The organism is Haloferax sp. ATB1 (genome assembly GCF_000730175.1).
This window is the reverse complement of the sequence record NZ_JPES01000041.1, coordinates 16,217-37,831: the sequence shown is the minus strand read 5'-3', so window position 1 is coordinate 37,831 and position 21,615 is coordinate 16,217. Positions and strand designations below refer to the sequence as shown.

Annotated in this window: 19 protein-coding genes and 3 pseudogenes; 17 read left to right on the top strand and 5 right to left on the bottom strand. The window is 53.1% G+C overall.

Features of this window, described 5'->3' with window-relative positions:
* Positions 1-31 precede the first annotated feature (31 nt).
* Positions 32-324: pseudogene (locus tag ATB1_RS23020) on the top strand (IS630 family transposase); the annotation flags it as partial.
* Positions 325-587: 263 nt separating this feature from the next.
* Here ATB1_RS23020 and ATB1_RS06725 read toward each other — a convergent pair.
* Positions 588-968, bottom strand: coding sequence for a Rid family detoxifying hydrolase (locus tag ATB1_RS06725; protein ID WP_042662822.1), 381 nt, complete (start codon positions 966-968; stop codon positions 588-590).
* Between the two features lie 118 nt (positions 969-1,086).
* On the opposite strand from ATB1_RS06725, the gene glyA reads away from it, so the two are divergent.
* The 9 genes from glyA (at position 1,087) to ATB1_RS19790 (ending at position 12,694) form a co-directional block, all read left to right on the top strand.
* The gene (gene glyA / locus ATB1_RS06720) at positions 1,087-2,334 is read left to right on the top strand and encodes a serine hydroxymethyltransferase (RefSeq protein WP_042662821.1); all 1,248 of its coding nucleotides are present in this window, start codon (positions 1,087-1,089) and stop codon (positions 2,332-2,334) included.
* Between the two features lie 228 nt (positions 2,335-2,562).
* Positions 2,563-5,136 (top strand): FAD-dependent oxidoreductase, encoded by a 2,574-nt coding sequence (locus ATB1_RS06715; protein WP_042662820.1) that lies wholly within the window; start codon positions 2,563-2,565, stop codon positions 5,134-5,136.
* 251 nt (positions 5,137-5,387) lie between these two features.
* The gene (locus ATB1_RS20430; RefSeq protein ID WP_082256307.1) at positions 5,388-6,149 is read left to right on the top strand and encodes an IclR family transcriptional regulator; all 762 of its coding nucleotides are present in this window, start codon (positions 5,388-5,390) and stop codon (positions 6,147-6,149) included.
* 962 nt (positions 6,150-7,111) lie between these two features.
* On the top strand, positions 7,112-7,909 hold the full coding sequence (locus tag ATB1_RS06710) for an IclR family transcriptional regulator (RefSeq protein ID WP_042662819.1): 798 nt from the start codon (positions 7,112-7,114) through the stop codon (positions 7,907-7,909).
* A 103-nt stretch (positions 7,910-8,012) separates the two neighbouring features.
* Positions 8,013-8,978, top strand: coding sequence for a D-isomer specific 2-hydroxyacid dehydrogenase family protein (locus ATB1_RS06705; protein WP_042662818.1), 966 nt, complete (start codon positions 8,013-8,015; stop codon positions 8,976-8,978).
* Positions 8,979-9,281: 303 nt separating this feature from the next.
* Positions 9,282-10,193 carry an ABC transporter substrate-binding protein gene (locus ATB1_RS06700; protein WP_042662815.1) on the top strand — a complete coding sequence of 304 codons (912 nt, stop codon included), beginning with the start codon at positions 9,282-9,284 and terminating at the stop codon, positions 10,191-10,193.
* A 21-nt stretch (positions 10,194-10,214) separates the two neighbouring features.
* Entirely contained in the window at positions 10,215-11,042 is an 828-nt protein-coding gene (locus ATB1_RS06695; protein WP_052367809.1) for an ABC transporter permease, read from the top strand.
* A gap of 1 nt (position 11,043) precedes the next feature.
* On the top strand, positions 11,044-11,850 hold the full coding sequence (locus tag ATB1_RS06690; RefSeq protein WP_042662813.1) for an ABC transporter ATP-binding protein: 807 nt from the start codon (positions 11,044-11,046) through the stop codon (positions 11,848-11,850).
* A gap of 1 nt (position 11,851) precedes the next feature.
* Complete coding sequence (locus tag ATB1_RS19790) at positions 11,852-12,694, top strand: ABC transporter permease (RefSeq protein ID WP_157837724.1); 843 nt, start codon at positions 11,852-11,854, stop codon at positions 12,692-12,694.
* Between the two features lie 197 nt (positions 12,695-12,891).
* Here the strand turns inward: ATB1_RS19790 and ATB1_RS06680 are convergent, their stop codons facing one another.
* Positions 12,892-13,587, bottom strand: a complete 696-nt coding sequence (locus tag ATB1_RS06680; RefSeq protein ID WP_052367805.1) for an MBL fold metallo-hydrolase — start codon at positions 13,585-13,587, stop codon at positions 12,892-12,894.
* Positions 13,588-13,796: 209 nt separating this feature from the next.
* On the opposite strand from ATB1_RS06680, the gene ATB1_RS06675 reads away from it, so the two are divergent.
* From ATB1_RS06675 to ATB1_RS20425, 5 genes and pseudogenes are all read left to right on the top strand, one after another.
* On the top strand, positions 13,797-14,162 hold the full coding sequence (locus ATB1_RS06675) for a VOC family protein (protein ID WP_042662812.1): 366 nt from the start codon (positions 13,797-13,799) through the stop codon (positions 14,160-14,162).
* A gap of 143 nt (positions 14,163-14,305) precedes the next feature.
* Entirely contained in the window at positions 14,306-15,052 is a 747-nt protein-coding gene (locus tag ATB1_RS06670) for an HpcH/HpaI aldolase/citrate lyase family protein (RefSeq protein ID WP_241768109.1), read from the top strand.
* 59 nt (positions 15,053-15,111) lie between these two features.
* Positions 15,112-15,603 (top strand): HD domain-containing protein, encoded by a 492-nt coding sequence (locus ATB1_RS06665; RefSeq protein WP_157837723.1) that lies wholly within the window; start codon positions 15,112-15,114, stop codon positions 15,601-15,603.
* Between the two features lie 144 nt (positions 15,604-15,747).
* Positions 15,748-15,875 (top strand): annotated as a pseudogene (locus ATB1_RS24515) (IS1595 family transposase); the annotation flags it as partial.
* A 133-nt stretch (positions 15,876-16,008) separates the two neighbouring features.
* Positions 16,009-16,183 (top strand): annotated as a pseudogene (locus ATB1_RS20425) (IS5/IS1182 family transposase); the annotation flags it as partial.
* Between the two features lie 328 nt (positions 16,184-16,511).
* Here ATB1_RS20425 and ATB1_RS06660 read toward each other — a convergent pair.
* The 3 genes from ATB1_RS06660 to ATB1_RS06650 form a co-directional block, all read right to left on the bottom strand.
* Positions 16,512-17,237 (bottom strand): HXXEE domain-containing protein, encoded by a 726-nt coding sequence (locus ATB1_RS06660; RefSeq protein ID WP_052367800.1) that lies wholly within the window; start codon positions 17,235-17,237, stop codon positions 16,512-16,514.
* Between the two features lie 410 nt (positions 17,238-17,647).
* Positions 17,648-18,289: an HXXEE domain-containing protein gene (locus tag ATB1_RS06655; RefSeq protein WP_042662807.1), complete on the bottom strand. Its 642-nt coding sequence runs from the start codon at positions 18,287-18,289 to the stop codon at positions 17,648-17,650.
* A 292-nt stretch (positions 18,290-18,581) separates the two neighbouring features.
* The gene (locus ATB1_RS06650; RefSeq protein ID WP_042662805.1) at positions 18,582-19,244 is read right to left on the bottom strand and encodes a helix-turn-helix domain-containing protein; all 663 of its coding nucleotides are present in this window, start codon (positions 19,242-19,244) and stop codon (positions 18,582-18,584) included.
* A gap of 236 nt (positions 19,245-19,480) precedes the next feature.
* On the opposite strand from ATB1_RS06650, the gene ATB1_RS06645 reads away from it, so the two are divergent.
* Together ATB1_RS06645 and ATB1_RS19785 are read left to right on the top strand one after the other, a co-directional pair.
* On the top strand, positions 19,481-20,239 hold the full coding sequence (locus ATB1_RS06645; protein ID WP_042662803.1) for a glucose 1-dehydrogenase: 759 nt from the start codon (positions 19,481-19,483) through the stop codon (positions 20,237-20,239).
* 510 nt (positions 20,240-20,749) lie between these two features.
* Positions 20,750-21,445, top strand: a complete 696-nt coding sequence (locus tag ATB1_RS19785) for an HXXEE domain-containing protein (RefSeq protein ID WP_052367798.1) — start codon at positions 20,750-20,752, stop codon at positions 21,443-21,445.
* Positions 21,446-21,615: the final 170 nt, after the last annotated feature.

The following is a 21,615-nucleotide window of genomic DNA, read 5'->3' as shown; positions in this document are numbered from 1 at the left end:
TGTTTCTCAACTGTTCCTGCATTAAATTTTGGTGTTTCATCAATTTTCTTTTCATGATGTACGATACCTGAGTGAAGATGACCTTGATTGTCTTCGGCGATGCAGACTATGAGACGGAATCCGAACGCCTCGTGTTCATCGTACGGTTGTACAAGGGTACTACGCTGAAGGAGGACACCGATGACGTTGGGAAATCTGACGGACCGCCACCAACCACTGGAACCAAGAAGGCCTTGGCAAACTCATCTGAATCTCGGGGGTAGTCGTTCCCAGAAGCTCGACGAAAACCAACAAGTCGAACTCATCGATCAACTGCGTGCGGGGGTAACGACGATGACGAAGAAGAGAACTGTTGCACCGATGAGGACATCTGTACCGATAACGCGACTGTGGTGGTGTTGAGAAACTCGAAGGAAAGGTGCTCAAACAACGCGAGCCTCCTATTACTACAATGAGCAACGACTCTATCGAAGGATTACCTTGCAGGGCTGCTGAGCACATGCCGTCCCAGCGTTACCCGGCTCTTTGGTGTGGTAATCGTTCTATGACTCCCTCGTTACTAGGGCACCACTACTGTTGGTGCTTGTTTACTTCTTCTCGGCAATTGCTTCAATCTCGATTCCGACGCCTTTTGGAAGCCTCCCGGCCTCGAATGCGCTTCGGGCGGGCGGGTTCTCGCCGAAGTAAGATGAATACATTTCATTCATCGCTTCAAAGTCGTCGATGTTATCGAGTAATACTGTCGTCTTGAGGACGTCATTCATTGACAGCCCTTCGGCAGCAAGCACGGCCTGAATGTTCTCCATGACAAGTTCTGTTTGGACCTTAATCGGTGCATCAGATTTTAACACTCCATCCGCGGTTAGAGGAATCTGACCTGCTGTGAAGACCAAGTTGTTGTCAGTCGTTGCCTGACTGTACGCGCCTACTGCTGCTGGTGCTTCCTCTGTCGATATTGTTCGAACCATCGCATTAAGAGCCAATTGCTATCTTCAAAAAGGTTGGTGTAGTCACATGCAACCAGTAGCATGTGAATCGCCATAAGACATGCGAACTATTATCAGACTGCACCTGATTGAGCCTTGTATGCTGGACAGCAACCTTGCTGAAACAGACGCAGTTGTAGCGAACGCAATCTCCGCAGAGGAGAACCGACAAGAGAACAACCTAGAGATGATTGCATCAGAGAATCACGTCTCAGAGGAAGTTCTCGAAGCTCAAGGGAGTGTCCTCACCAACAAATACGCAGAGGGCTATCCAAATTCACGGTACTACGGTGGCTGTGAGCACATGGATACGATTGAGCAGGCTGCCATTGACCGGGCAAAGCAACTGTACGATGCCGAACATGCTAATGTCCAACCCCACAGCGGGACACAAGCAAACATGGGAGTCTATTTCGCCGTATTGAACCCTGGTGACAAAATTCTCTCGTTAAATCTGAATCATGGCGGCCACCTCTCGCACGGACATCACGTCAATTTCTCTGGGCAGTTCTATGAGGTTGAGCAGTACGGCGTCGACCCAGAGACTGGGTACATCGACTACAATGAACTTGAGTCGGCTGCTCACGAGTTTGATCCAGACCTAATTGTTAGTGGTTCGTCAGCGTATCCTCGTGAATTTGATTTCGAGAGAATCAGTCGTGTTGCCGCTTCCGTCGATGCGTATCACCTAGCTGATATCGCGCACATTACTGGTCTGGTTGCTGCTGATATTCATACCAACCCTGTCGGTATCGCCGACTTTGTCACCGGGTCCACCCACAAAACCATCCGAGCAGGAAGAGGTGGAATGATTTTAACGAATGAAGAGTACGCTGAAACAATTGATAAAGCAATCTTCCCTGGTGGTCAGGGAGGACCCCTTATGCACAACATCGCCGGCAAAGCCGTTGGCTTCAAAGAGGCTTTGCAACAGGAGTTCACAGAATATGCTAAACAAACGGTTGCCAACGCCAAATGTCTCGCAGAGACCCTCCAGGATCGAGGTCTCTCGGTAGTGAGCGGCGGAACAGACAAACACCTAGTGCTAGTTGACCTCAGGGATTCACATCCCAACGTAACTGGAAAAGACGCTGAAGAGCGGTTAGAATCGGTTGGGATAACTATTAATAAAAACACCGTGCCTGGAGAAAGCAGATCACCGTTCGTCACAAGTGGCATCCGCATTGGGACGCCAGCAGTCACAACTCGTGGCTTCACAGAACCTGAAATCAAAGACGTGGCGAACTACATCGCTGACCTCCTCGACAACCCTGACGATGAGGAGTTAGCATCCAATATTAGCCGTAAAATAGATCAACTGACTCAAGAGTATCCCATCTACGACTAACTGACTCTTCTCTACTCGTTCCCTTCATTTCGGTAGTTCTTTAAGAAGAATTTAATACGTCGGTTCAGTAGACCTCGATTGCTTCTCACTCACGTTAAGGCCAATGTTGGGGTACTTTTCGAGCGATGTCGGAAATTCATGCTGAACGGTCTAGTCCATCATTTGTAACAGATATCATGGTTACCGGAAGCTATATTTGTTGCTGTATGTAAACTACTTACGTCGTTTATGAGCACAAATGCCAACCTACCGGCAGAGGCAGATACTGTTATTGTCGGTGCTGGGATCGTCGGTTGTAACCTTGCATATCAACTGACTGAACTTGGCCGAGATGACGTCGTCGTGGTCGACCAAGGTCCAATGCCAACCACCGGTGGATCTTCGACCCATGCACCGGGTATCATGTTTCAGACTGACGAGCCAAAGATCCTCAGCAAGTTCGCACGGTATAGCCGAAGACTGTACTCGGACTTAGAAGGACAGGATGGTGAACAAGCATACAATGAAGTTGGTGGGATCGAAGTCGCACGAACTGATGAACGGATGGACTATCTACAACGGCGCGTCGAGTGGGCAAAATCTTGGGGGGTCCCGGACCCTGAGATACTTACGCCGGAAGAAGTAGAAGAAAAACTCCCGCTGGTTGACAGCGACCAAATCAAAGGAGGATATTACTCACCGACTGATGGCCAAGTTTCTGGTGTCGTTGCCTGTGACGCCTTAGCCCGTGAGGCGATGGAGAACGGTGCCCAGTTTGTTCCACACACACGAACCGAAGACGTTGAAACGGACCACAACGGGGTCCAATCGGTCATTACTGAAAAAGGAACAATCGACTGTAACGAAGTCGTAATCGCGACGAATATTTGGGCACGGCAGTTAGGCGAGAAGCTGGGCGTTCACCTCCCTATCACACCGGTTGAACATCAGTACACAATTACTGAGTCACTCGATGAGCTAGCTGACAACGCGACTGATGTCTCTAACCATCCACTCTTCGAGAATTACCGGAATGTCTCCGGTGAGAAAGCTAAGCGCCTGCTTGCCAGTCCTGATAGACCAATTCTTCGCGATCAAGATAACGCATTATACTTCCGTACCCATGGGGACGCTTACGGCATCGGGTCGTACAATCACGAGCCAATCGTTCCCAATCCAAAGGATCTCGGCGGCAACGAGCCAGATGGTGAACAAGGGTCTGTTCACGAGTTCACAGACTATCACATGGATAACGCGACCCATCCGGACCGGCCGGACAAGGCTCCGCGACAGGCTAGTGACGAACTCCTACCAGCTACCGAAGGAGCAGAACTCGAACACAAATACAACGGGATGTTCTCCGAGACGCCAAATGGTCTCCCCGTGATTGGGCCGGTTCAGGAGTACGACGGTCTCTGGACGGCAACAGGTATCTGGGTTACTCATGCTGGTGGTGCTGGGAAAGCCCTTGCTGAGTGGATGGAGAATGGTGTTCCACGGCTGGAGAACGAGCGGATTGACCTTGCACACGCAGACGTCAACCGATTCGATGACCACGAAGGAAGCTGGGACTTTGCCCGCGATATCGGGGGTGAAGAGTACCGTATTGTCTATAATATCATGCATCCCAAGTGGGTCTGGACGGATCATCAGCGCGATATCCGGCGGACACCGATGTACCACAGTCACAAGGAACTCGGTGCCGAACTGTGGGCCGAGGCTGGCTGGGAGGAACCACAGTGGTTCGAGTCTAATGCGGACCTCCTAGCTGAGTACGGCGATAAGATACCGGAACGTGAAGGTTGGGAGGGCGAATATTGGTCACCTATAGAGGGTGCAGAGACACTAAACGTCCGTAACAATGTCGGTCTTCATGATATGACCTCGTTCAACAAGATGGAGGTCATCGGTAGTGATGCTGGTGAGTTCATCCAGTATCTCTGTACGAACAACATGGACCTTGACGTGGGCGATGTTCGTTACACCCTAATGTGCAACGAGGCAGGCGGTGTCCGAGCGGACATTACTGTTACTCGAACCGGTGAAGATCGGTACCTCGTGTTGACAACAGGTCGTGAGGTCGGGAACAACCATCTTGCATGGGTTCGTGAGCAGGCACCAAGTGATGTGGTTGTTAACGACGTGACCTCGAGCCTCGCTGCGATGGTCTGTACCGGCCCGAATGCTAGGAAGGTACTCTCGAAGGTAACCGATGTTGACCTCTCAGACGATGCGTTCCCCTTCTTCACGAGCCAACAGTTCTTCGTTAAGAACGTGCCTGTCACGGCGCTTCGGGTCTCCTACGCAGGAGAACTCGGGTGGGAATTCTACACACCCTCCGAGTACGGTGAGCAACTTTGGGAACACATTATGGCGGCCGGAGAAGAATACGACATCCGGCCCTACGGAAACGGAGCACTCAACGCCCTACGAATCGAGAAAGGATTCCGACTCTGGGGGCAAGATCTCCATACTGAGCACAATCCCTACGAGGCTGGGCTCGGGTGGGCTGTTGATCTCGACACAGACTTCATCGGCAAGGAGGCTGTCGCTGCAGCAGCCAATGGAGATAACATAGAGCACAAGGTCGCCTGTTTGACGTTGGACGACGAGGACGCGACCGTCCTCGCACACCGGCCGGTACTCGATGGCGACGAGACTATCGGCTATGTCCACAGCGCTGAGTATGGGTACACCGTTGGTTCCTGTGTCATCTATACGTATCTCCCGCCGGAGTACGCGGAACCGGGAACAGAACTCGAGGTGCTATACGAGGGCGACCGCTACGCCGCCACCGTCCGCGACGAACCGCTTCTCGACTGACGCGAGCTCACACGCTCCTTCGCCGAGTCGCCCGTGTGGTTCGCTTTTTATTGGTTGACACCATAGGTAGCGACGCAACTAAGCTGACTTCGTCCTTGATTCGAGTCACCGAGTGGACCTGATGCTTACGCTGAGAATAGACACACTTCAATACGGCCTGTCTTCACCCAGGTATGTTTCCCACTTTGAATTGTTGCACTAAACCAGTATGTCTATAGCGTATGGCACTTACTTTCTAATGTGGAAAAATTATGAATTCAGAACGGAGAAAAACAACCGCGATATCATTAAAAGTTGTTGATGCTATTAACGATCTCGATGGGGCGAAACTCACTACTATCTCTGAATACATGAATCTCCATGAGAGCACTCTTTATACTCATCTCAAAACCCTTGAAGAAAGTGGATATATTACAAAAATAGACGGCGAATATCATCTAGGTATTAAACTATTCCACCTTGGAAAACAAGCTCGAGAGAGAACTGACTATATGCTTATACGTCAGAAAGCATTAGAAATCGCTGAGAAGACTAACCAACAGTCTAGCTTTTCGGTTGAAGAGAGTGGCCGGATCCTCGTTCTATTTGACCAATCAACAGGTTCATCAGTAGATGGGTTTCAGGTTGGTGAATACTATCATATGCACAACTCTGCATGTGGGAAGGCCATCCTTGCAGAATATTCCAAGAGTCGTGTCGAGGGGATACTGGATGAATGGGGCCTACCGAAAACGCAAGATAATACGATTACCGACCGCGAGGAGTTGTTCAATGAACTAGAGCGTACTCGAGAGCGGGGGTATGCGATAAACGATCAAGAATCATTAGAAGGTCTACGTGGGATTGCTGTGACAGTCAAAGACCCACGAGGAGAGATTTTGGGAGCATTAGATCTATTTGGTCCTCCTTACCTTCTACCAAGTGATGAAGAACTTGCTGGAACACTAGCCTCCGCTGTGGAAGACTTAACAGAGGAGATCAGAACGGCAGTTATGAATGAGGAGAAAACATAGAACGTGCCAATCATGAAATACCTGTAGAGGTCGCACCCCGCTACGAACATTGGATCGGATTCTACTTTAGGGGTGAACGGTGAATGCGTGAGCGAGGAGAGCGAAAAGGAAGTCATTCTGGCTGCAAGAGGCCATTATCGGCCTCTGCAAAGAATATGAGTTACTTTCACCTCCCACCGATGGCTATCAGAATCTGTCTATTTCTCCAGAAGTTGCGCAAACAACTTAGTCAACCACAGCAACTTGGAGCCAAATAGCCTTTCCCAATATGGAAAATTGAACCTATATTATGGTTATTCGATGGTTTGACTCCACACGAAATCAATTTGGGTGTATGGTTCACAAACCAGTCTGTGCGCTCTGTTACAGACCAAAGCAGAATTACAATACTAGAGCAGTAATTTTATGGCTGAGATCGAAGAAGAGTTCTCCAATCATTGACTCGTTGAGATGTCTCGTGTGTGCATGGTTCCACATGCATCACTCTGTGCGCTGTGTTACGGCCCACATTAGCATTACAACACTAGTGTAGTAATTTTATGGAGGGGATTGAAGAAGAGTTCTCCAATCATCGACTCGTTGAGGTGTCTTGTCTGCAGGACAGGTTGTGGCCGTCTCCCCGCATCATCGAGATATTATTGGCGCCAACCGTTTTCTGTTTCCTCGTGGTAAACACCATCATGAATATTTAGTGTACAAAATAATTTATAAATCATATGTTTCAGAACTCATTTCTGTCCATGTATCCAAATAAAACCATCTATAGTGGTCTTACTCGGGAACTTGAGTGTTGAAGATCGGTTTCTGATAGGAAACAATCTCAGAATCGGATTCGCGGCACAGTCGGTACGCGGACCGGTTTTTCGATTGAAGAGCGGGACAAAGTATCCCAGTAGTAAACGATTATCATAGTTGTTTCTTGATAAAAAATACTAAGTGCTTATCCAACACTACCAAGTATCATGGATAAAGACACGACTCCAAAAAAAGGTCAGTCAGGGGGAACACCGACGATTGGATCAGTCGAAACTTCGTACACCGTCATCGATGCACTCCAGAAACTCAACACCGCAACAGTTACTGAAGTCGCATCTGAGGCAGGTTTGTCCAAAGGTGGCACGTTTAAACACCTGAAGACACTCCAGCAAAGTGGTTACGTCGTCCGAGAAGAGAACCTATACAGACTTGGACTTCGTTTCCTGGATATCGGTGGCCAACTCCGATACAATCATCCTGGTTCTAGAATCATCAAGGACAAAATGCAAGAACTTGCTGTCGAGACCAATGAGACGAGTATCTATACTGTCCTTGAGAACGACCGGACGACGACGTTGTTTCGAGAAAGCGGGAATCGGGGGGTCCCCACACGCACTCGAATTGGCAAACGACTCTATCCACACGAGACCGCGGCGGGGAAATGTATCCTCTCACAACACACGCGTGAGAAGGTGGAGCGTATATTCGGGGGTGGGCCATTACCGAAAGTAACAGATAACACCATTACTGATATGCACCAGTTTATGGAAGAGCTGTCGCAGGTCCGTGAGCGTGGCTACGCGTACAACTTGGGTGAGAGCGTCGAGGGGCTGGTTGCCATTGCTGCTCCGCTCGCCCCCGATGGCAAAGTGCTGGGTGCGTGTTCCGTAACTGGTCCGTATCATCGTATGAAAGGTGACCCGATCGACGAAGATATTAGAACGACGTTGCTGAGTTTCGTCAACGAACTCGAACTGAGCATCGCACATTCGGACACGTTTTGACGTCGAAATATGCTGGGGAATATGGGCTTAAACCACGTATTGCAGCTCCTGTCCATTGTAGCAATGAAAACGTGTAATTACTTGGCCTCCATTGTTTGTTTCGATGCCAGCTTACCACGGGCTTGTAGACCGAGATATCCAACCACGTGACCGACTCTGTGAGAACGTCGACCGCATGGTCGACCTCAGTATCGGCGGTCCAAATGACGAGGATGCACTAATTGATGCGCTCAATGAGGTCGACGTCGTCTTCACGACGTCGCGCCTTCCTCTCTCTGCGCACGTCCTCGAATCAACCAACCTCGACTTGATCGCGAAGATTGGAACTGGAATCGACAACATCGACCTCGATACGGCCCGCAACTGTAATGTCACGGTTACCCACACCCCTGGGATGAACGCACTATCCGTTGCGGAACATACTGTTGGCCTCGCTCTCGCCGTGACGCACCGCATTAGTGAGACACAAGATATGCTTCGGGCAGGGAAGTGGCGCGACGAAGCACCGCTCGGTACACAAGTGTGGGAGAAAACGGTGGGGCTGATCGGCTACGGGAACGTCGGTCGACGGGTAGCCAAATTACTCGCCGGATTCGAACCCCGATTATTGGCTTTTGACCCCTATGTGAGAGAGATCGATGGCGAAGTAACGGGAACAGAACTCACATCGCTCGAGCGCGTGTTACGTGAAAGTGATGTAGTTTGTGTGACTGCCGAACTTACTCCTGAAACACGTGGACTGTTCGGGTCAGAGGAGTTCGCGATGATGAAGGATTCATCAGTTCTCGTCAACACGGCACGGGGGCCGATTGTACAGACCGATGCGCTCGTTGATGCGCTGACTGCAGGTGACCTGATGGGTGCCGGTCTCGATGTCCACGAGACAGAACCGCTCCCGTCGGATTCACTACTCCACGAACTCTCAAACGTAGTAACGACACCCCACACCGCGGCTATGACTCAGGAGTACCGTGAAACTGCCATCGATACTCTCACGAATAACGCACTCGCACTCCTCCGGGGTGAGGCAGTCTCCGACGAGTACCTTGGTGTCGCAACAGACAACTGAATCCTGGTGAACAGTTCGACGTTGGACGTGGATAAAGCGCGCTCAGATCGTTCTCCTCGGTGAGTCTGGCAGAAGATGACACCCACTCACCAATAGATTTATTAATCATTACTATTAACTTGGAGTCACGACAGCATGTTTGGCAATAACAATCTTGCAGAAGTCAGTCCTAGGGTCAACCGACGAAGCGTCATCGCAGGTGGAGCATCGCTCGCAACGGCTGCACTCGCGGGTTGTACCGGTTCCAGTAGTTCCTCTGACGGGAATGGGTCGGGCAGCGATGATTTGACTCAGATTAAAACGATGAACCTCGAAGGCTCCATGTTCGTCCCCGTGTTTTTCTACGGGCGAGAACAGAACCTCTGGGAAGACCGTGGCATTGACCTCAAGATGGAGGTTACTGGGTTCGGAAAGTTCACTCGAACATTCTCTCAAAACCTCGCGACGGGAGTATCTCCTCTGTCCTCATTACCGATGGCAACGAATCTGGCAGGAGACACACCAGTGAAGTGCTTCGGACAGACGATGAATTTCATCAACCAGTGTTTCGTTCCTGCTGGTTCTGATATCGAGAAGCCAGAAGACCTTGAGGGCAAAGTCCTCGGTGTCCCCGGCCGTGGTTCATCGACGACGCGATACTACGTGGCACAATGGGCAGAACTCTTTGGTTTCGACCTCTTGAACGATCCAGAAGAGATCGTTGACTCCTCAACGTCGACGCTGTACAACTTCCTCGACGAAGGAAAGGAGGTTGACGCTGCGCTTCTGTTCACTTCTTCGACAATTAAGGCGCTCGCAAATGACGATCTGCGCTCCATCTACGACCCTGTACCCCAGTGGAAAGAACAATCCGGCTACCCCCCATCGGTCACGATGTTCGGTGTTTACGATGACTTCCTCGAGAGCAACCCCCAAGCAGTCTTAGACTTCTGGGAGGGCTGGGCCGAGGCAGTCGAATTGTTCCGTGACGAGTTCGACTCGGCAATTAGTCAGTACGGGGCGGTCGGTGGTATCGATCTTTCGTCGGAAGGTGAAACTGAGGTCGTTCGCCAAATGGTAAACAACGGCGAACTATTCCCCACTGAATGGAACGAGGAGTGGGTGCAAGCGAATGCCGACCTCTGGAAACTCGTCGCCGAACAGGGCGGTATCGAATCGGCACCCGGCACCGACCAGTTCCTCACTACTGAGGACCTCGAGAACAAAGTCAACTAGACCACGGACGAATATAGATCCATGTCACAACAACCGTTGTTCGGGGTCACACTCGTCCGGAAACTAAACGAAAGAATCATTCATCCGAGTGTGGTTGCCATCTTGCTGTTCTTCGGCATTTGGCAATTCGTATCTCTCTCGTTCGACCCAACAGTCTTTCCAGGTTTAGGACAACTATTCGAAAACATCGTAACCGTGGTTATGAACAGCGATCAATTCGAATTTGTGGGTAACGTTGTCCCGACCCTCGTCCGCATTGCACTTGGGTTCCTCATCTCCATGTCAATCGGAACCATACTTGGTGTGTCCATGGGAATCTACAAACCCGTAGAAGAATATCTCACCGCACCGGTGATGGCGATAATGACGTTTCCAGCAGTCGTCTGGGCATTTATGGGAATCCTCTGGTTTGGCATCACTGATTACACTGTCCACATCCTCGTGATTGCCCTCGTGGTCACACCATACGTGGCGGTGAACATCTGGAAAGGGGCCGAGTCAGTAGATCACGAACTCGTCGAAATGGCGGATACGTTTGACGCGTCACGAATTCAGGAGTGGCAGCATATTCACATCCCGCACCTCCTGCCATTCCTCTTCTCATCGGCGCGACTCGCGTTTGCTCTCTCGTGGAAGATTGCGCTCGTCGCTGAAGTGTTCGGCGCCACGAGTGGGGTCGGATACGTGGTTAGCTACTACTTCCAAACCCTCAGAGCCGATATGATTATCGCCTGGGCAGTTCCGGTAATGGTCTTGATGTATGGTGTGGAGCGAGGGTTCAAGCGACTCGAAGACCGTTCGTTCGCGTGGCGCCCTGAGCTCGAAGAAGAAGTAGAGAGGAGAGCATAAAATGGAACTCAAATTCAATAACATCACGAAGACGTTCGAATCGGAGAGTGGCGACAATTTCGTCGTCCTAGATGACATCACCGCGACTGTCGAAGAGGGGTCGTTCACAAGTATCATGGGACCGTCCGGCTGTGGGAAGTCGACGCTGTTGAATATCCTCGCCGGATTGCACACGTACCAGTCGGGTGAGATAGTTTGGCGTGGCGAAACTATCGACCCGAAAGAACTACCGATCGCATACGTCTTCCAGGAGCCTCGGTTGCTCAACTGGCGGAGTGTCGAAGACAACATCAAGTTCGCGCTGAACGCGCAGAACGTCCCGAAGACGGAACATGACTCAATGATTGACGAGACGCTCTCAACTGTCGGGCTCGCATCCGAGAGGAAGACGTACCCGCTTCGCCTCTCCGGTGGTATGCGGCAGCGCGTCGGCATTGCGAGGGCGTTGGCGGTCAACCCCGAGATTCTCCTGATGGACGAACCCTTCAGTGATTTGGACGAACTTACTGCTCGTAACCTTCGACAAGACCTCATCGAACTGTGGCAAGAAACCGGCAAGACGATAATATTCGTCACACACGACATCAGCGAGGCAGTGTATCTCTCTGACGAGATTATCTTCCTCGACACGAACGGCGAAATCTTTAACGAGGTGAGCGTCGATATTCCGCGACCACGAGACCCAGATGACTCGGAACTTCTCCAGTTAGAGTCTGACCTCATGGACGAGTTCTTCGACCACATGGAGTCTCTCAAAGCCGGGACAGCCCGAGACGGCGTCGCGGTGGATGCTAATGGGGGAGACTAACGTGACGTCGGAAGTCGACGATGGAGTCATCACCTCGTTAGACTCCGGATTTGACGCTCTACCAGAGAACCTCCCCAGTCGGATCCTCACGCGGGTAAAGCAGATTCTGGTCCCGCTCACCGTCATCATCCTCACCTGGTACGTCGCGGCGACGCTCATCGCGAATCCCAGCCAGCTTCCATCGCCGGGGGCGACATTCCAACAAGTTGTGACGATACTCACTACTGAGGACTTCAGAGGACTCACTGCGCTAGACCACCTTCAGTTGACGCTTCAGCGCGCGTTCATCTCTAGCACGGTTGGACTGCTCGTCGCCATGGCCGGTGGCATCCTCATGTCGACGAACGACCTCGTCGAAGACAGTATCTCTAATTGGTTACCGTTCTGGATGACGACACCGACCGTGGTTATTATCCTGCTGTCGATGGTGTGGTTCAACTTCAGTGAAACCGCCGTCATCTTTGCAGTCGTCGTGGCGTCGACCCCGTTCGGGATGGTCAATATGTGGGAGGGATCGAAGGACGTAGACGTCGATCTATTGACGATGGCAGATGCGTTCGACGCAAGCAAGGTCATGGTGTGGAGACACATTTACATCCCCCATCTCCTCCCGTACCTCTTCGGAAGCTATCGCTATATCCTCGGGATGGTCTGGAAGATGGTCGTCCTCGCAGAGGTATTTGGCCTCTCGGCCGGTATTGGCGCTATGTTCCGGTACTACTTTGACCAGGGTGAACTCGTCATGGTGTTCGCGTACCTCATCCCGTTTATCGTCGTCGTGCTCACCATCGAATACGGCGTCCTGAAGCCACTAGAAACCTATCTGTTCCGCTGGCGGAGCTAACCGAACCTCCTCATTTTGTCGACGTCGAATCTGTGAGGTTGCTTGAGAACGGCGTCTGCCCAACAAACCCAACACAGTATTGGAGTGCATTTCTCTTGTGACGAGTTGGATACAATCCACCTGCGAGGCTGACGAGGTCGTTGGAGTGTGATAATAAAAGAACGCGGCGGAGACAGTCGCCGTCCCGCGAATCGTGTTCAGTTGGCGTTGCCGCTGACTTCAGCGAGGAGTCCGTCGTAGACACGCTGGATGTCTGCGCCTGTCGCTTCGATGGGTCCGCCGTGGAAACAGACGATTTGTTCGACGTCGAGTTCGGTGAGTGTCCCGATAGCGTCTCGAGACGTCGCGAGGTCGGGTGTGACAGACCGCTTGGGTCCGCCCAGGAATTCGCCATCCGACCGAAGGAGATCGCCTGCGATGAGCACCCCGGCATCTTTGAGATAGAAGACGAGGTGCCCAGGCGCGTGACCGGGGGTAAAGATGGCCTGAACAGTCCCAGCGCTCGTCTGGAATCGTTCCCCATCGGTCAACTGGAGGTCGACCGGAACACCTGGGTACGGCTCTTCCGGCCGCTTGAGCATCCGAATCTCAGCGGTGACGTACGGTGCTGCCTTCTTGTGGGCGACAACCTCAGCAGACGCCCGTTCGTACACCTCAGCCAGACAGCCGAGATGGTCGTAGTCGTGGTGCGTTAGAACGATCTTGTCGACGTCGTCGAAAGAGAATCCATCAGCTTCCATCGCCGCTTCGAGTTTGTCTGCGTCACCGGGGCCACCCACGTCGAATAGGACTATCCCCCGCCCGGTTTCGACCCCAACCGGGTGCCAGGTACGGTCGTTTCCAAAGTACTCTGTGTCGAACTGGAAGACGTACACACTGTCAGTCAGTTCCATGCTTGTGAGTCTCAGTACTGGGTGGTTAAAGTTTCGAAGCGTAGGCTCATTCCGTCGTCATCTCTGTAGCACGAAGTCACCAACCACATCTAACAGGAAGAGACAGGGTGAGAGGATGTGTGGTATGAGAAGAAACACCCGACTCCGTGTGCGGAAACCACGGTTGCAGGAAGCACAAGAAATAAATAAATCGGCATTGAAGAAATATTGTGCTTGGTAAGATAGACCATATCGAGATAGAGGCTAGTAACGCAGAAGAGATGGCGGGATTCCTCAAAAAACTCGGTTATGAGGAACTCCGGCAGACCGAACACCACGGGACTTCGTACGAGCTCCAACCAGCCGACGGTGACGGTCCAATCTTCGAAGTTCATACTGTCGAAGGTGAGGAAGTGCCAGGAATCAACCATATCGCCTTCGCCGCTGACGATGTAGAAGGTGTTGCAGAAGACCTCCGCGAGGAAGGTGTCGAAAATGTGGTTGACCCGTACTACGTCGAGAAGACCGGTCGAACCATCTGCAACTTCCGCGACCCCGACGGACGCAGATTCCAAGCCGTCTCGGGCAGCGAATAATCCACCAATCGAGCTAGAGCGGAAGACGGTCCACCCACCGTTAGCGTGCAGAACGCGGCCGGAACGGGCCTTCCGCCCAATAACTATATTATCCATCGTGAGAGTGCAACATTCGACAGATGGATCAGCAGAACTCACTACGGATGAGTATCGAGAACGGCGAGTTCGTTCTTGGTGCACGAGCCGCAACGTTTTCCCCAACCGTCGTCGAAATCTTGGGTGGGCTCGGCCTCGACTTCATATGGCTTGATTTCGAACACACAGGTCCAAGCCCGTACGATAGCACAGTTTTCGAAGGTCTAACGAGAGCGGCAGAACTCGGCGGGACAGAACTGTTAGTTCGACTGCCATCGGGTGATCCTCCACTCATCAGAAAGGTCCTCGACGCAGGTGTACGGAACCTACTGATTCCGCGTGTTGACTCCGCCGAAGAGGTTAGAGAAGCGGTCAAGGCAACTCGGTTTGTCTACGGGGATGGGCCGGGTGAGCGCGGGATGGCAAGTGGCCGGTCGAAATCGTGGGGACACGCCGAAAACTACGTCCAGACCGAGGACGAACAGATCTGCCTCGGTGTGATGATCGAAAAGATGTCTGCCGTCGACGAACTCGACGAAATCCTCGCAGTCCCAGAGCTCGATTTCGTCTTTATCGGACCGTCTGACCTGTCTGTGCAGATGGGACACCCAACCAACAACTCCCATCCAGACGTGGTTCAACAGGTCGAAGCGATCCGTGATGCCTGCCTTAACGTCGGTGTCCCAGTCGGTCGGATCACGCACGACCCAGCAGCAGCAACGGAGGCAATCGACGACGGATACCAGATTCTTCGCATCGGTGGGGAACTAGAAGCTGCTCAAAAGACACTCCAAGAACGGCTTCGGCAAATATAGAACCTATGATACAATTTGAGGATACGTTTCCAGAGGTTTCCATAATCGAGGACGAAGACGTGCGGGCTCAAGTCGTCGCCGCCTGGGAGACCGCGATTTCAGAGAGTGAATTCGATCACATCAGCAACGTACCGTGGTGGCCACCACACGAAGCCGTCGTGGGTTCCTACGAGTTAGTCGCACACGTACGCGACGTGCTCCAATGTGCACTCACCATCTGCGATTCGCTGACCACGAGCCAGTCGAGCCTGGAGATTAGACGTGACGACCTCGTCGCGGGAGCACTCCTTCACGACGTGAGTAAGCCATTCGAGATGGTTGATGGTGCGCTCAGATCCGACCACGAACTCCTTCCCCACCCACATTATAGTGTCTATCTCCTGGCCAAGTGCGACCTGTCTACGCATATCCAGCACATCGTCCTCGCACATAGTGGTCTCTCAGGGGTTACACCACAGACACTAGAAGCAAAAATAGTGTCCGTAGCTGACACGCTTGCGGTCGACGCGCTGTATTGGACGTCAGAACGTCATCTCAAGCCAGAATCGTGAGGTTCCAAAGAACGAACGCTAGCGAATAGAACATCGATTCATTGCCATGAATTGAATAAGGTAGGCGTTCAGCGTAGCCTTGACCAGTTCTTTAAGCGGGGAGACAAACCACCGGTCTTCACCACCGTTGACTGCCGAACGGGACAGCAATTTGTCGTCCACGGTGACAGCGAATACGTAGATGGTGGCGTTTCTGTCTACACCTGCGAAGTTACGCGTCGTGGCGTGACGGTAGTTCTCACCGCACCAAGGTGTCTCGGAGGACAAGTTGACACAGTACCTTTGTTTTAGCCACGTAGTGAACTTCAGAAGACTGGGCGAAAGCACTCAGACATGCTATCAAATCTACTCTTTGAGATAACCAATCTGCTACATATGAGCTTACCGTGAAATTGCACTACAGTCAACGCGCATAGCGCGCGGTCCGATGGGCCTCGCTACCGCTACGATCGATGTGTGAGATCGTCTTCTCGTCATCAAACGCACGCACCGCGACACCGTGCGAACGTGCTACCGAAAATTCCGTGAACTCGTCGTAAAGTGTATTGTTCACAATACCAAGCGTGCCGCAGCAAAGTGAAACCAACTGCAATATGGTAATTCACCAGAGTCATTCGACGCCTTTGTGTTCGTCCTATTTGAACCTCGCCTCTACGACGAGGCGAGCGTCTGATTCAAGCGTGGGGGATGAGCGATTGAACAGTGGGCTAGACTCATACGTGGTCAGTCGGTGTACGACCGTTAAGACGATGTGGCGGAAGACAGTATGGTGGGACTCACGTGTCGAAGCCACAACAAGAGGTTGACCACCACATGCCCAAGTACCCGTCTACTGCTCAATACAGTCAGGGCTGTACCAGATACGGTAGACGAACGCTCGGACCCGCTCCGCGCCTATCCTACTTGCATCAATCGGCGTGGTGCACCTCTGACGAGTGGCTCCAGTTCTCCTTCAGCCAGGGGATGGCAATCACCACCACCGGGTTGACGACTTGGATGGCCACCACCACGTCACCCGAGATAACGCCGTTAGCGAACAGTCTGAGAGACCCTAACAACACAACGGTGTACAGAATCCCAGCACCGAACAGCGTGGCGATGCCGGACTTGCCCACGTCTTCGCGGTCGGACATCGCGTACGCGACCCAACTGAACAGAGGCAGAAGGATGACCGCCGAGGTAACGGAGCCGGGGTTGTAGGTCTCCGTGACAACAGCTAGTTCAAGATGAGACAGGCTATTCGTACCGTGAATGGCGTACACGCTGAGTCCGACGAGGGGATGCTTCCAGCTCAACAGCCCGCAGACGAGGCCCGCTCCCCAGATTATCGAGATATTGATGGCGACGAACGTAGCCGTGGGGACGCTACACTCGGGATACGGCGCCATCCCGAAACTGGCGCACAGGAGATCCGGGAACGCGAACGTCCGACCCAGCGCGTCGATGCCGTACTCCTCGAACTGGTGGATCATGTAGGAGGCGGGTGCTAGCCAGGCGAGCCACACCGGGTCTCGCCAGCGGGACGTGTTCGGTTCGCTTCGGAAGAGATCCGTCGCGAACAGGAGGACGAGGAGGATGACTGAGAGCCCCAACCCGATCCACGGCCAATGGAGGTCGAACCACGTGAAGGGCATTACTGTGCCTCCTCGCTGGTTTTTCCGAGCGACATGTGGGCGTGTATTCCGGATCCCGTGTTCGATGTCGAATCTCGAATCGTCGAAAAACTCTCTCCACGAATGTTACCGGTGGTGATTCTATCGCTCGCAGAGAGTACCGCGAAATTGCGGTCGAAGAGGTCATTCAGCCCCACTGCTGGGGCCACCGCACTGTGAGTGCTTGCTGTAACGGTCACGATGATGTAGACGCCCTCCTTTATAGTGTAAATTGACCCGACTATAGTCGGTGTATTAATAAATAAAATACCAAGGAAGTGTTATTCATCCAGTCGAGCAGTCGCTCGGTTTCCCCCCTCAGAAGTCGGCCTCCTGCGACGGTAGTAACGCGGACCGCGAAAATATCTTCCCCCGACATCCCTGCTCTCAAACTACTGACTCGATTTGAACAGACTCTTTCGGACGTTTTCCAGGAACTCCGCGTACGACATGCCGCTCATACGGATCACAACCTGTTGCGCTAACATCAACCCCGCCAACATGTACACTATCGAGAACACCCACTGTAGGGGTTCCAACAGGCCTTGTCTCAGCGTGTAGACGATGCCAACGACCGAAATAGGCAGCATGAGGAATACGGCAGTCAAGAGGCCCGGAGAGTAAAAGCGGTCCAAATCGAACATCCTGATCATGGCGAGATGGGCAACGACTTCTACGACACCCAGCATCATCGGTGCCATGGCTAAGAAGACCACCTGGGGGAAAAACAGCGGTACCAAGGTGATGAACAACACGTACGTAACGGTGATGATCTCGCCGAAGTGTTGGTTGTCGGAAACGAAGTCTAGCTGTTCCGCTATCAGATCCGTGAATCCACCGGGTATTTTGCCCTCTTCCCAGAGGTGGAGGACCGTGGCAACGAAGAACAACCCGACCAGTCGCTGAAGGAGCGGGAGCGTAGACCAGTTCAACAACACCCAAGCCGCGACGATAACGCCTAATCCAGTTACTAGGTATAAATTGTTCTCGACGATGGAGTCAACTATAGATCGGCTTTCATTATCAGGTGCCATAGACGATATAACGTATCGCATCTAATATATTATATACTCTGCCGAGTATAGTCGGCTCATATTTACTGTAGGTTAATTAAAAGAGAAGTTGCACTCGAGACCACTTCACGGGTCGTCTCAAAACGGAGTACAGACGGATTCGGGCACAGCGTTTTCCAGTTCTAGCGACCGCTCCACTCACGACGAAGGAGAGCAGATGGTGTGCCAGAACTCCGTTTCTCCGTCCGAGAGGTAAGACAAAGGTGCGTCGATAGGAGAGCTACGATCTCTGTCGGTGACGTGAACCGAGCAGCTAGAAGACGTCCCGAAGTGCGTCTGCGATGATTTTCGCTTCCGCTTTCTGAAGGTGCTCTGATACTGTGTGCGGTTTACACCCGAGACAGGCCGCGATGTCCGCGTGCGTCGCTTGACGGGGATGTTCGTAGTAGCCTCGTTCGAACGCTTCCAAGAGCGCTTCGCGTTGGCGATCACTCAGCGCCGACAACGGGGAGTCACGGCTCCGGTGATAGTCGCCGACGGCGGTGATGTCCATCGATACGTTCTCCGGTACACTGTCCATCATCGCTTGCAGTGTCGCGGCGCTCCCGACGACTCGCATGCTGGCCTTCATATCTTTGTAGACGACCGGTTTCTCTATGATGAGACCGGGTTTGGTGACGGCAGTGAACGACTCGCGCAAGAAGGGAACCTCGCTCGGATCGACCACCAGAATCAGGGAGAATCGCCCGTCCGATATGGCGGTCACCTCTGCCGACAGCGTCCCCGGAGCGGTTTCGACCGCGTCGCGAAACCGGTCGATGTCGCCGTCGACCTCGAAGAATCCGGTCACGGTGTCGTGAGAGGGGTTCCAGTCGTGTAGTCGCGTCTCGCTGACGTACGGTGCCCCGGCGAGCAGTGTGAGGAGGTCCGGCGCGGAATGTTTCCCGAGGGTCACGACGATGCGGGCGTACTTCATCTACTCGCCCTCGACGCCGAACATATTTATACTAACCGACTATAGTCGGGTAAATGGGTTCGTAGATGGGCAACAATCGGTACTGTGCAGATGACTCGTAACTCAGGCGAACTAGGTGCTGTATGGGAACGACAGACGACGGTGCTCGTGACAAATGACGGCAACCCGGGACCGTGCACGATGGGCCAGACCGTCGCACAACAGAGAGACATCATTGAACTCGCGGGTGATCTCGAATGAAGGGTATCGAGGGCGGTGTCGCGTTGGTTTCAGGTGCGGCATCGGGTATCGGCCGCGCGACTGCACAGCGGTTCGCAGAGGAGGGCGCGAGCGTCGTCGCCGCCGATATCGATGTCGAGGGCGGCGAGGAGACGGTCTCTCGGATAGAGTCCGAGGGCGGCGAGGCGACGTTCATCGAGACCGATGTAACCGACGAAGACGACCTCGCCGCTGCGGTCGAAACGGCCGTCGATACGTACGGCAGCCTCGATTTTGCGTTTAACAACGCCGGTATCGAGGGCGGTGACGCGGTTTTTTCCGAACAGGACGACGCGAACTGGAATCAGGTTCTCGATATTAATCTCAACGGGGTGTTCTTTGCGATGCGAGAGGAGATTCCGGCTATGATGGAAAGCGGCGGCGGAGCCATCGTGAACACGGCCTCGGTCGCCGGCATTCTCGGATTCCCCAACCTGAGTCCGTACGTTGCCAGCAAACACGGCGTCGTCGGGCTGACGAAGTCGGCGGCTGTCGAGCTCAGTAGCGACGGTCTCCGGGTGAACGCGGTGCTTCCGGGGGTTATCGACACGCCCATGTCCGCCCGTGCGGGCGATCAAGACCCGGAGGTCATGGAGCAAACGACCGCTGGCATCCCTGCTAGAAGACTCGGTCAACCAGAAGAGATTGCCGCTACGGTGGTCTGGCTTTGTTCCGAGGATGCGTCGTACGTGACCGGGCAGTCAATCGCCGTCGACGGCGGGTTCTCGGTCCAGTAACTCCGAGTCGGGGTTTCCGACTCCGAGCGCGGTCGAGGGGAGCGACGCCGCTCGGTACGGCCAGCAGTCCACCAGACCGGTGATTTGGGACTACCCGTATCCGGGAGGATTAGTCGACTCCCCCGTTGACTACAAAGCTGAAGCGCCCATCGCTCGGAATTCCCGCGTCTTCGGGTTCCGGAACGAGTCAGTTCTCGGGATGTCTAGACGACTGACATCCAGTTATACTACCCGACTATAGTCGGGAGAAATTCCTCGTATCTGGGCAGAAAACGGTTCCGTATTGATGACTCGTAACTTGGGCCGTTGGGACCGGGCGTCGCGAGGCGACGAGTCGGACAGAGGCTCCCTTGTCCGCTACGCCCCGCCAACTGCTGTGCGACCCGCCCACCGATCTACCTCACAAGAGGGAACGTTACCGAGACAGAATATATCGGACCCGATGAACGTCCCCCTCGGTAATCGGGCTACATTCCCTTCGGAAAACGGATTTGAGGGGCAAGCAGGACGATGAATACAGAACAACTACTAGATAAGTGGCTGAAAATTTGGCTACCCAGTTTAGGAGTGTTGGGCGTCGGTGCCGCGGCCTACTTGCTATTGAATTGGTCGGCGCTGTCGTTTCCTCGTAAACTGTTGTTGGCCTCGTTAGCGATGATAGTTGCACACATCTTCGAGGAGGAACGTTTCCCCGGCGGATTCGGGTATTTGTACAACGTGGTTCGATCTGACAGTGACGTACCCGACCGGTATCCCATGAATCCGTTTATCGCTATGACTGTCGATGTGGGAGTCACTCTCCTCCTATTTGTTCCCGCTCTCGCGTTCCCGAATCTCTACTGGTTCGGCGTCGCTGCGATGTTTCTCGCAGTCTTGGAAGTGTTTGCTCATAGCTCGTCAGCCGTGCATCAGTTGAGGAACACGAACATGGGCCCGTACAACCCCGGCCTCGCCACGGCGATACTCTGGGGGGTGATTGGCGTGGTTTACATCTGGACAGTGTTCTCGCAAGGATTAGTTCACGGACTCGAGTGGCTCTGGGCCGTGCTTTACTTCGCGGGCGTGATATTCGTAGGGTTAGTACTACCCGAGAAGGGACTGAGTTCGAGGACAGCAAGAGGGGGGTTCGACCCGGACCATTTCCTCGGGTACTATGAAAAGTACACGAGCCTAGAAGAAGCACTCGGGAACAGTCATGAGCAGTAAATGAGCAGTAAACGCTGTTCCACCCGTATACTGCAGGTCAGCGGTGAGTTAGAGCCCGGTCCGAACGACCTCTCCGAGGGCGTCTCCACCGAATCTGCGTGCGATTCGGCAGCGAAACTGGAATGCCCTGTGATGCGGCATCAGCTTATCTTTTTGAGACGCCGCGGCGT